The following is a 10,728-nucleotide window of genomic DNA, read 5'->3' as shown; positions in this document are numbered from 1 at the left end:
CTGATAAATTGTTAAAGAGCAGTGAGTTAGGCGCTTTCGCTTGCTAACTCGAGGTGGCGTATATTACGCTTTCCTCTTTCAGAGTCAACCCTAATTTTCAGGATTTTTTCTCTGCGACCCCCGGACACTCTGTGAAGTTGTTCACATGTTCCGTGTCGATGGAGGCGCATTATAGGGAGCCGGTTCAGAATGACAAGCGTTAATATGCATTTTTTATCTGACCGCTCACTATTCATTCGTAACGCCTATTAAACCCGCTTTTTGATGGCTGCCGGCAGGTCAGCCAGGCTGTTTAGCACCCAATCGGCCAGCTTTTCGCCCTGCTCCGTCACCGGCTTGCCGGTACGCACCAGCACCTTGGTGCCGACGCCGGCCGCGATCGCCGCCTGCATGTCTTCCGGTTTATCGCCCACCATATAAGAAGCGGCCATATCGATGTTCAATTCCTGCTGCGCTTGCAGCAACATGCCCGGCTGCGGCTTACGGCAGTCGCACACCTGGCGATACGCTTCTACTGCCGCCTCCGGATGATGCGGGCAGAAATAGATGCCGTCGAAGTCGACGTCGCGATCGGCCAGCGACCAGTCCATCCACTCGGTCAGGTACATAAACTGGTCTTCGCTGAACTTGCCGCGCGCAATGCCGGACTGGTTGGTCACCATCACCAGCGCGAAGCCCATCTTTTTGAGCTCGCGACAGGCGTCGATCACGCCGTCGATAAAGTGGAAGTTGTCGATTTCATGGACATAGCCATGGTCAACATTAATCGTGCCGTCACGATCGAGAAAAATTGCTGGAACGCTTTGTGTCACCGCTTTGCTCCTGAGGGCCTGTATACGCTGACAGTATCGCATGTTTTACCCCACGCTGAGAACGCCGGAGAACGTCGTTGGTCGTTGACTTAGACGTCTAGACGCCTTAACATCTGAGGCATACCTTGGTTCCACGCCGAGGTTTACTTTTATCTAGCCACGGGCAACCACGCTAAAATAAGAAGAATATGATTAAACTTTCTAACATCACTAAAGTGTTCCAGCAGGGTTCGCGCACCATTACCGCGCTCTCTGACGTGACCCTTCACGTTCCTGCCGGGCAAATCTATGGCGTCATCGGTTCCTCCGGCGCCGGTAAAAGCACGCTGATCCGCTGCGCCAACATGCTTGAGCGCCCCACCTCCGGCCAGGTGCTGGTCGATGGCCAGGATCTGACGTCTCTGTCGGAAAGCGAACTGACGCGCGCCCGTCGCCAAATCGGCATGATCTTCCAGCACTTTAACCTGCTCTCTTCCCGTACGGTGTTCGGCAACGTGGCGTTGCCGCTGGAGCTGGACAATACGCCGCGCGCCGAGATCAAAAAGCGCGTGACCGAACTGCTGGAACTGGTCGGCCTGGCGGACAAGCACGACGCCTACCCGGCCAACCTGTCCGGCGGCCAGAAACAGCGTGTGGCGATCGCGCGCGCGCTGGCCAGCAACCCTAAAGTGCTGCTGTGCGACGAGGCCACCAGCGCGCTGGATCCGGCCACCACCCGTTCCATCCTGGAACTGCTGAAAGACATCAACCGCCGTCTGGGCCTGACCATTCTGCTCATCACCCATGAAATGGACGTGGTGAAACGCATCTGCGACCAGGTCGCGGTCATCAGCCAGGGGCAGCTGATCGAAAAAGACAGCGTCAGCGAAGTGTTCTCGCACCCGAAAACACCGCTGGCCCAACAGTTCATTCAGTCCACGCTGCATCTGGATATCCCGGACGACTACGCCGCGCGCCTGTCGCCGGAGCGTCAGGGCGACCGTCAGCCGCTGCTGCGCCTGGAGTTCACCGGTCAGTCGGTCGATGCGCCGCTGCTGTCTGAAGCCGCTCGCCGCTTCAACGTGAACAACAACATTATCAGCGCCCAGATGGATTATGCCGGCGGCGTGAAATTCGGCGTGATGCTGGCGGAGCTGCACGGCAGCGACGAAGACGCGCTGGCGACGATTAAGTTCCTGCAAGAAAATCAGGTAAAAGTAGAGGTTCTGGGTTATGTCTGAGGCAATGATGTGGTTGATGGCGCGTGGCGTGTGGGAAACCGTCATGATGACCTTTGTCTCCGGCTTTTTCGGTTTCGTGCTCGGTCTGCCGGTAGGCGTGCTGCTGTATGTCACCCGCCCGGGGCAGATCATCGCCAACAATTCGCTGTATAAGATCCTGTCCGGGCTGGTGAACATCTTCCGTTCCATCCCGTTCATTATCCTGTTGGTTTGGATGATTCCGTTTACCCGCATGATCGTCGGCACCTCGATCGGTCTGCAAGCGGCGATCGTGCCGCTGACCGTCGGTGCCGCGCCGTTCATCGCGCGCATGGTGGAAAACGCCCTGCTGGAGATCCCGTCCGGTCTGGTGGAAGCGGCGCGCGCCATGGGCGCCACGCCGATGCAGATCATCAAGAAAGTGCTGCTGCCGGAGGCCCTGCCGGGCCTGGTCAACGCCGCGACCATCACCCTGATCACCCTGGTGGGCTACTCCGCCATGGGCGGCGCGGTCGGCGCCGGCGGCCTGGGCCAAATCGGTTACCAATACGGTTATATCGGTTATAACGCCACAGTTATGAATACCGTATTAGTATTACTGGTAGTTTTGGTTTATCTGATCCAATTCTGCGGCGATCGCATCGTCAAAGCCGTTACCCATAAATAGTTTCACAGCATATTAATGCGAGTCTAATGAGGAAGGGATATGTCGTTAACATTTAAATCCATCGCGACAATTGGCGCACTGATCGGCACTCTGGCTCTGGCGGGCTGCGGCCAGGATGAAAAGAATCCAAACCACATCAAGGTCGGCGTGATCGTCGGCGCTGAACAGCAAGTGGCCGAAGTGGCGCAGAAAGTGGCGAAAGAGAAATACGGTCTGGACGTTGAGCTGGTCACCTTCAACGACTACGTGCTGCCTAACGAAGCGCTGAGCAAAGGCGATATCGACCTGAACGCCTTCCAGCACAAACCGTATCTGGATCAGCAAATCAAAGATCGCGGCTACAAGCTGGTGCCGGTCGGCAACACCTTTGTTTACCCGATCGCCGGTTACTCCAAGAAAATCAAATCGCTGGACGAACTGAAAGAGGGTTCTCAGATCGCACTGCCGAACGATCCGACCAACCTGGGCCGTTCGCTGCTGCTGCTGCAGAAAGTCGGTCTGATTAAACTGAAAGACGGCGTTGGCCTGCTGCCGACCGTACTGGACGTGACCGAGAATCCGAAAAACCTGAAGCTGGTTGAGCTGGAAGCCCCTCAGCTGCCGCGCTCTCTGGACGATCAGCAGATCGCGCTGGCGGTGATCAACACCACCTATGCCAGCCAGATCGGCCTGACGCCGGCGAAAGACGGTCTGTTTGTGGAAGATAAAGACTCGCCTTACGTCAACCTGCTGGTTGCGCGCGAAGATAATAAAGACGCGGAAAACGTGAAGAAATTCGTTCAGGCCTACCAGTCTGACGAAGTTGACGCCGCCGCCAACAAAATCTTCAACGGCGGTGCCGTGAAAGGCTGGTAAGCGCTTATTCACCAATTTTATTCCTATAATTGCAAGACGGGCCAAGGCCCGTCTTGTTATTTCCGCCATAGATTGCTTCAATAGCGCCACTTTCATTAAGGCAGAGGAATCTCAATGCGTGTTTTACCTCTCTGTTTGTTAGCGCTCGCGCTGGCCGGATGTTCATCGCAACGTATCGCGCCATCCTCAACAAACAGCACCAGCAAGCCGACCACGACCGCCCCGGCCAAGACCACGCCGGCCGCCCGCCCCGCTCCGGTAAAACTGTATAAAAGTGCAGAAGAACTCGTGGGTAAACCGTTCCGCGATCTGGGTGAAGTGTCCGGCGAATCGTGCCAAACCACCGTACAAGACTCCCCACCGAATCTGGCTACCGCCCGTAAACGCATGCAAATCCGTGCGTCTTACATGAAGGCCAACGCCGTGCTGCTGCACGACTGCCAGATTGTCAGCGGCGTCGCCGGTTGTTACCAGCAGGCCGTTTGCCAGGGCTCGGCGCTTAACGTCTCGTCTAAATGACCGAATTCGTTTTCGAGCAGATCGGCGTGATCCGCTCGCCGTATAAAGAGAAATTCGCCGTGCCCCGCCAACCGGGGCTGGTCGAAGACGGTGGCGGCGAACTGCTGCTGCTGCCGCCCTACAACCAGGCGGAAGCGGTTCGCGGTCTCAGCGATTTCAGCCATCTGTGGGTGATGTTCATTTTCCATCAAACCATGGAAGGCGGCTGGCGCCCGACGGTACGCCCACCGCGTTTAGGCGGCAATGCCCGCATGGGCGTGTTCGCCACCCGCTCCACCTTCCGCCCCAATCCGCTCGGCATGTCGCTCATTGAGCTCAAAGGCGTACGGGTGAAAAACGGGGAAGTGGCGCTGGAACTGGGCAGCCTCGATCTGGTCGACGGCACCCCGGTGGTGGACATCAAGCCTTATCTGCCGTTCGCCGAGAGCCAACCGCAGGCCCGCGCCGGCTTTGCCCAGGCCGCGCCCGCCGGCGATATGCCGGTGCGTTTCGCGCCGCAGGCGGAACAGCAGCTGCAGCAACATCAGGCGCGCTACCCGCAATTAAGGCGTTTTATCAGCCAGGTGCTGGCACAGGACCCCCGTCCCGCCTATCGTAAAGGAGAGGACGTCGAACGGGATTACGCCGTCTGGCTGCTGGATTTCAACGTGCGCTGGCGCGTCGTGGACGGCCACACCGAAGTGCTGGCGCTCGACCCGCGTTAAAATTCCGCCGCCTCTCTTTTGGCGACCCGCTCGCGCTGGTAAACTAAATCACTTTTTGGCCGCCACTCTGGCAGCCCGATGCAATTTGCAGTTCTAACGGAACCAAAACACCATGCGTACTAGCCAATATCTGCTCTCCACTCTGAAGGAGACACCTGCCGACGCCGAAGTGATCAGCCACCAGCTGATGCTGCGCGCCGGGATGATCCGCAAGCTGGCCTCCGGTCTTTACACCTGGCTGCCGACCGGCCTGCGCGTTCTGAAAAAGGTTGAAAACATCGTTCGCGAAGAAATGAACAATGCTAACGCGATCGAAGTGTCCATGCCGGTGGTTCAGCCTGCCGACCTGTGGCAGGAAAGCGGCCGTTGGGAGCAATACGGCCCCGAGCTGCTGCGCTTCGTCGACCGCGGCGACCGTCCTTTCGTGCTGGGCCCGACGCATGAAGAAGTGATCACCGATCTGATCCGCAACGAGATCAGCTCGTACAAGCAGCTGCCGCTGAACTTCTTCCAGATCCAGACCAAGTTCCGTGATGAAGTGCGCCCACGTTTCGGCGTGATGCGTTCCCGTGAGTTCCTGATGAAGGATGCCTACTCCTTCCATACCTCGCAGGAGTCTCTGCAGGAGACTTACGACGCGATGTACGAAGCGTACAGCAAAATCTTCAGCCGCATGGGACTGGATTTCCGCCCAGTGCAGGCCGATACCGGCTCGATCGGCGGCAGTGCGTCGCACGAATTCCAGGTGCTGGCAGACAGCGGTGAAGACGATATCGTGTTCTCCACCGGTTCCGACTTCGCCGCCAACATCGAGCTGGCGGAAGCGGTCGCTCCGGCAGCGCCGCGCGCGGCGGCCAGCGAAGAGCTGCGCCTGGTGGATACGCCAAACGCCAAAACCATCGCCGAGCTGGTCGAGCAATTCCAGCTGCCGGTGGAAAAAACCGTGAAGACGCTGATGGTGCGCGCCACCGAAGAGAGCGGCCATAAACTGGTCGCCCTGCTGGTGCGCGGCGATCACGAGCTGAACGAAATCAAGGCCGAGAAGCTGGCGCAGGTTGCCGCGCCGCTGACCTTCGCCACTGAAGAAGAGATCCGCGCCATCGTCGGCGCCGGCCCGGGTTCCCTCGGCCCGGTCAAGCTGCAGATGCCGGTGGTTGCCGACCGCAGCGTAGCGGCGATGAGCGACTTTGGCGCCGGCGCCAACGTCGACGGCAAACACTACTTCGGCATCAACTGGGAGCGGGATCTGCCGCTGCCGCAGGTGGCCGACATCCGTAACGTGGTGGAAGGCGACGCCAGCCCGGACGGTCAGGGCACGCTTCTGATCAAACGCGGCATCGAAGTGGGCCATATCTTCCAGCTCGGCACCAAGTATTCGGAAGCGATGAAAGCGACCGTACAGGGTGAAGACGGCCGCAACCAGGTGCTGACCATGGGCTGCTACGGCATCGGGGTGACGCGCGTCGTGGCCGCTGCCATCGAGCAGAACCACGACGAACGCGGCATTATCTGGCCAGACGCCATCGCGCCGTTCCAGGTCGCTATTCTGCCGATGAACATGCACAAGTCGTTCCGCGTGCAGGCGCTGGCCGAAGAGCTGTACAACACCCTGCGCTCCCACGGCATCGACGTGATCCTCGATGACCGCAAAGAGCGCCCGGGCGTGATGTTCGCGGATATGGAGCTGATCGGCGTGCCGCACTCTATCGTTATCGGCGACCGTAACCTCGACAACGAAGAGATCGAGTACAAAAACCGCCGCGTCGGCGAGAAGCAAATGATCAAAACCGGTGAAATCGTTGATTTCCTGCTGGGCCAGATCAAACGCTAAACACCGAGCGTCAGCGAATAAAAAACCCGCCTAGGCGGGTTTTTTTATGTCCATGGGGACAGGGGAAGTTAGTTGTTGCTGCAGCTTTTACTGCGGTCGAACGCGATTTTACCGTCCGGCACCACCGCCTTCTCTATCTGCCCCTCTTCCATCGACGGCTGCACGCTGAAGTGCGCGTTGAAAGTCAGAAACACCGGCTCACCGGCATTCTTATTGGCTTTGGCGTAACCTTGCTCCAGCGCGATGTTGTTATCCACCGGGAACGTGATGCCGGTGGCGCAATCTTTGAACACCGCCGCGTCGGCCATATAGGTGTAGCTGCCTTTCATCACCATCGGCGTTTTAGGCAATGGCTTCTCGACCGGCTCCAGACGATAATTCAGCTTGGAGGCGATCGGCGCGCCGCTGCGATCCAGCATCTCAAGACTCTTGCCCACCGGGCGGAAGTAGCGTTTTTCCCCGGTGCTGTCAGTCAGCACCAGCTTATCCGCGGTGCGCGCCCATTTGCCGTAGTCGGCGAAGGTCTGATCGCCGTCTTTGGTGCCGCGATAAGTTTCCTGCAGCACAAAGGTGCCGTCCTCATCCAGGAACAGCGCCGTATCCAGCCCGCCGCAATCGGCGCAAGGCAACACCCCTTGATAACTCTGCGGCATCGCCTGCAGCGGTTGTTCCTTCGGTTGATAATGATTGTTGCATCCCAACAACGAGAGTGCGCCTGCCGCCAAGAACAGGGCTACCGTAATTTTCTTCACAGTTATTCTCCTACTGTGTTCATGTATTCCTAAGTGCGAACCTTGCCACGCAGCGCCTTGGTGGCGCCCTTACGCGCCTTGCCTTCCAAACGGCGCAATTTTGCCCCTTTGGTCGGCTTGGTCGCCTTGCGCGTTTTTTCCACCACCATCGCCTGCTGAATCAGCGCGACCAATCTGGCCAACGCCGCTTCGCGATTCAATTCCTGACTGCGATACTCTTGCGCCTTGATAATCACTACGCCATCAGCGGTAATGAGATGATGATTCAGCGCCAGCAGCCTTTCCTTATAATACTCTGGCAGGCTGGATGCCCGGATGTCAAAGCGCAAATGGATCGCCGTTGAGGTTTTGTTCACGTGCTGGCCACCCGCGCCCTGCGCGCGGATCGCCGTCAATTCCAGCTCATTATCCGGTATGGCTACGTTTCTTGACAGTTCCAGCACCGGTCACACCTGTGCCTGCTGCCACTCGGCAAACTGGATTTCCAGACTATTCTGAGCATCAGACAGCCAAATAGTTCCCTCCTGCAGCGTTGCCTGCAGCGTCATGGTGCGGCTGGCCAGCGCCGTCAGGCGCGCCAGCTGTTCGTCATCGAGGAAGCGCACGCTCAGGTTCTTGTAGCCGGCCACTTTTCCCTGCATCGCCTGCCACCAAACGTGCGCGGCGCGCTCGCCGTAAGCGTACAAGACCACGCGCGGCGACTGGTTGCAGGCCTTGCGGATGCGTTTCTCGTCGGGCAATCCCATCTCGATCCACATTTCCAGCCCGTTGTGGTCGTTGCGCTGCCAGATCTCCGGCTCGTCGTCGGCGCTCAACCCTTTGGTGAACACCAGCCGCTCGTCGGCGTGGCAGATCCAGGCCAACAGTCGCAGCATCATGCGCTGCTCATTTTCGGACGGGTGTTGCGCCAGCGTCAGCGTGGCGTCGTGGTAGAAGTGACGATCCATATCAGCAATATTGACCGCGGCTTTATAAATGGTTGCTTTCAGCGCCATGGGTGACCTCGTTATTATCCGGCGACAGTGTACTTGATCAGGGCCAAACCCCGCCAGCGCGGCCAGGCTGCGGCAGTGCGAAAGGCGTGCCGGGGTGCTGATAACTCCATAACAGCTGTGCTATAGTCGTCTAGGATAGGATAAAACTCCGAGAGTCTGCGCCTCATCGCGATAGTAGTCTTGATGATGCAGAGGTTCTTAAGGGAGGAAACTGTGCAACAATACTGTGAGTTAGTACGCCGTACTTACGCCGAGATTGGCAGTGGAGATCTTGGCTACGTGCCTGATGCGCTGGCTTGTGCGTTAAAGGCATTGGACGATGTCGCAGCGAACCACGCGCTACCGTCCTCCGTTAGGGAACAGGCGGCCTTTGCCGCCGCTAACTTATTGGTGAGCGACTATGTTGATGAATGATGAGTACCAACCCATCAATTGCGATGACTACGACAACCTGGAACTCGCCTGTCAGCATAAACTTATTCTGAAGCTGGAGTTACGCGACGGAGAAGTGATCGAGGCCAAGGCGATCGACCTGCTGCAAAAGAAACGCGTTGAGTATCTGACCATCGAACAGAACGGCCAGCAGCGCGACCTGCGTCTGGACCATATCAGCAGTTTCAGTCATCCGGAAATCGGTACCGTGGTCGTCAGTCTGTCGGACTGAGCAGCGGTAACCCCATCCCAACAGGGCAGCCCAACGGCTGCCCTCGTCATTTAGGGCTTCAGGCTGGCGTAATAAGCCGCCAGATCGGCGATATCGTCATCCGACAATCCCGACACATAGGCTTTCATCACCTCGGCCTGGCCGCCGTTGCGTTCCCCTTTCTTGTACGCCTGCAACGCGTGCTGCAGGTACATGGCGTTCTGCCCGGCCAGATTCGGGTACATCGGCACCGTCACCTTGCCCTGCGCGCCGTGGCAGGCCGCGCACGCGGCGGCTTTGGCCTGACCGGCGGCCGCATCCCCCGCCGCCAATGCCGGCAGGCTGAACAGGCCGGCGGCCAACAGCGCGATTTCCACAAACTTCATCATTGCTCCTCACGATTATGATTTTTTTCCCAGCGCAGCCGCCACGGGCGTTCGCCTTCCGGCACCTGCCCCGCCTCACAGACGAATACGCCCAGCGCGGCGATCAGCTGCTCATCATAATAAATCAACGGGATGCGTTCACGCTGCCAGGGAGGAATACCCAGCTCCTGCCACAGTTTTTTTATCGGCCGCGAATGGGCGCGCCCCACGATGCGCACCGCGCCCTGTACACCGCCGAAACGAATGCTAATCTGCTGCGATGGCAGCGGCGCGCGCAGCGCCAGATCGCCCTCACCGGCAACCAACTGCCCCAGCCCGTCCGGCAACGTCAGCGGCTGGTCAGGCTGCCAGGGCAGATGCACATCGCGCAGCGCCGCCAGCGGCGGCAACAGGTGCAATCGGCCTCGGAAGCGGCGGATCTGATAGGCGCCGAGCTGCAGCTGCGGTTCGGCATCTTCCCGGCTGAGCGCCACCTCATCCCACAGACGCTGCAACTGCTCACGCGCCGGCATGGTAACGTTGAACAATGCGATCCAGCGCCGCAACAGAGCGAAGCGCCGCACCGGCGAACAGGCCGTCAAACCGTCGATCGCCAATGAGCGATCCGCCGCCAACAGGCTTTGCAGCGGTTCCGCCAGCAGCTCGTCCAACAATTGTTCCTGTTCGGCGCACAGGCTGGCGCTGCGCGCCACCGCCGAGGCGAAGTGCGGCCAACGTTGATTGAGCTGCGGCAACACCTGCAACCGCAGGAAATTGCGATCGAAGCGCGTGTCCTGATTGCTGTCGTCGTCTATCCAGGCCAAACCGTGGCGTTGCGCGTAATTTTCCAGCGTTTGACGCGAGCAGCCCAGCAGCGGCCGCAACAGCAGGTGCTCGCCCAGCGTGGCGCGCGCCGCCATCGCCGACAACCCTGCCGGCCCGCTGCCGCGCTTGAGCGCCAACAGGAAAGTTTCGCTTTGATCGTCAAGGTGTTGGGCGGTGAGCAGCGCTTCGCCCTCCGCCAATGCTGCACTGAAAGCGGCATAGCGCGCCGCACGCGCCGCCGCTTCGATGCCGCCCTGGCGGGCATCCACCTGCACGTGCGTCACCGTCAGCGGGATCCGCCACTCGGCGCACCGGCTGCGGCAATGCTCAACCCAACGGTCGGCAAAGGCGCTCAGGCCATGATGCACGTGCAACGCACGTAGCTGCAGCGCCGGACGTTGGCGGCGCAACGCCGCCAGCAGATGCAGCAGCACGCTGGAATCCAGGCCGCCGCTAAACGCCACCAGCAGCCGCTGCTGCGCGCCCAGCTGGTCCGCCACCTGCGTCGTTAATTGATCAGTATCCATCGGTAGGCTTTGTCACTTCTACATAGCTGCACGT

The 10,728-nt window shown here is 59.1% G+C and carries 14 protein-coding genes; 8 read left to right on the top strand and 6 right to left on the bottom strand.

Going from position 1 to position 10,728, the window contains the following annotated elements:
- Positions 1–248: 248 nt before the first annotated feature.
- The gene (gene gmhB, locus H7A77_RS23100; RefSeq protein WP_182074707.1) at positions 249–812 is read right to left on the bottom strand and encodes a D-glycero-beta-D-manno-heptose 1,7-bisphosphate 7-phosphatase; all 564 of its coding nucleotides are present in this window, start codon (positions 810–812) and stop codon (positions 249–251) included.
- 188 nt (positions 813–1,000) lie between these two features.
- On the opposite strand from gmhB, the gene metN reads away from it, so the two are divergent.
- The 6 genes from metN to proS all read left to right on the top strand — a co-directional run bounded on the left by metN (position 1,001) and on the right by proS (position 6,587).
- Positions 1,001–2,032 (top strand): methionine ABC transporter ATP-binding protein MetN, encoded by a 1,032-nt coding sequence (gene metN / locus H7A77_RS23095; protein WP_004932012.1) that lies wholly within the window; start codon positions 1,001–1,003, stop codon positions 2,030–2,032.
- On the top strand, positions 2,025–2,678 hold the full coding sequence (locus H7A77_RS23090; RefSeq protein WP_004932010.1) for a methionine ABC transporter permease MetI: 654 nt from the start codon (positions 2,025–2,027) through the stop codon (positions 2,676–2,678). Before metN ends, H7A77_RS23090 begins: the two co-directional genes overlap by 8 nt.
- A gap of 39 nt (positions 2,679–2,717) precedes the next feature.
- Positions 2,718–3,533 carry a MetQ/NlpA family lipoprotein gene (locus H7A77_RS23085; RefSeq protein WP_033644900.1) on the top strand — a complete coding sequence of 272 codons (816 nt, stop codon included), beginning with the start codon at positions 2,718–2,720 and terminating at the stop codon, positions 3,531–3,533.
- 114 nt (positions 3,534–3,647) lie between these two features.
- Positions 3,648–4,052 (top strand): Rcs stress response system protein RcsF, encoded by a 405-nt coding sequence (gene rcsF / locus H7A77_RS23080; RefSeq protein WP_025304011.1) that lies wholly within the window; start codon positions 3,648–3,650, stop codon positions 4,050–4,052.
- Positions 4,049–4,756: a tRNA (N6-threonylcarbamoyladenosine(37)-N6)-methyltransferase TrmO gene (gene tsaA / locus H7A77_RS23075; protein WP_016929866.1), complete on the top strand. Its 708-nt coding sequence runs from the start codon at positions 4,049–4,051 to the stop codon at positions 4,754–4,756. The genes rcsF and tsaA overlap by 4 nt, the downstream gene beginning before the upstream one ends.
- A gap of 112 nt (positions 4,757–4,868) precedes the next feature.
- Positions 4,869–6,587 (top strand): proline--tRNA ligase, encoded by a 1,719-nt coding sequence (gene proS / locus H7A77_RS23070; RefSeq protein WP_033644896.1) that lies wholly within the window; start codon positions 4,869–4,871, stop codon positions 6,585–6,587.
- A gap of 68 nt (positions 6,588–6,655) precedes the next feature.
- Here proS and nlpE read toward each other — a convergent pair whose 3' ends face one another.
- The 3 genes from nlpE to H7A77_RS23055 are packed head-to-tail and all read right to left on the bottom strand — an operon-like array spanning position 6,656 to position 8,334.
- Positions 6,656–7,339, bottom strand: a complete 684-nt coding sequence (gene nlpE, locus H7A77_RS23065) for an envelope stress response activation lipoprotein NlpE (RefSeq protein ID WP_060660320.1) — start codon at positions 7,337–7,339, stop codon at positions 6,656–6,658.
- 29 nt (positions 7,340–7,368) lie between these two features.
- Complete coding sequence (gene arfB / locus H7A77_RS23060; RefSeq protein ID WP_060660319.1) at positions 7,369–7,782, bottom strand: alternative ribosome rescue aminoacyl-tRNA hydrolase ArfB; 414 nt, start codon at positions 7,780–7,782, stop codon at positions 7,369–7,371.
- A gap of 3 nt (positions 7,783–7,785) precedes the next feature.
- On the bottom strand, positions 7,786–8,334 hold the full coding sequence (locus tag H7A77_RS23055; RefSeq protein WP_033644891.1) for a YaeQ family protein: 549 nt from the start codon (positions 8,332–8,334) through the stop codon (positions 7,786–7,788).
- 213 nt (positions 8,335–8,547) lie between these two features.
- Here H7A77_RS23055 and H7A77_RS23050 point away from each other — a divergent pair, with 213 nt between their 5' ends.
- Together H7A77_RS23050 and rof are read left to right on the top strand one after the other, a co-directional pair.
- Positions 8,548–8,748 (top strand): YaeP family protein, encoded by a 201-nt coding sequence (locus H7A77_RS23050; RefSeq protein WP_033652508.1) that lies wholly within the window; start codon positions 8,548–8,550, stop codon positions 8,746–8,748.
- Entirely contained in the window at positions 8,735–8,998 is a 264-nt protein-coding gene (gene rof / locus H7A77_RS23045) for a Rho-binding antiterminator (protein ID WP_004931991.1), read from the top strand. Before H7A77_RS23050 ends, rof begins: the two co-directional genes overlap by 14 nt.
- Before the next feature lie 50 nt (positions 8,999–9,048).
- Here rof and H7A77_RS23040 read toward each other — a convergent pair whose 3' ends face one another.
- A complete protein-coding gene (locus tag H7A77_RS23040) occupies positions 9,049–9,363 on the bottom strand; it encodes a c-type cytochrome (RefSeq protein ID WP_025304017.1) in 315 nt (104 codons plus the stop codon).
- On the bottom strand, positions 9,363–10,694 hold the full coding sequence (gene tilS, locus H7A77_RS23035; RefSeq protein WP_182074706.1) for a tRNA lysidine(34) synthetase TilS: 1,332 nt from the start codon (positions 10,692–10,694) through the stop codon (positions 9,363–9,365). The genes H7A77_RS23040 and tilS overlap by 1 nt, the downstream gene beginning before the upstream one ends.
- Positions 10,695–10,728 lie beyond the last annotated feature (34 nt).

The sequence above is a fragment of the Serratia sp. ME47 genome (assembly GCF_903970925.1).
Classification (GTDB): domain Bacteria; phylum Pseudomonadota; class Gammaproteobacteria; order Enterobacterales; family Enterobacteriaceae; genus Serratia; species Serratia ureilytica.
The sequence above is the reverse complement of the archived record's forward strand: the minus strand, read 5'-3'. Positions and strand labels throughout refer to the sequence as shown.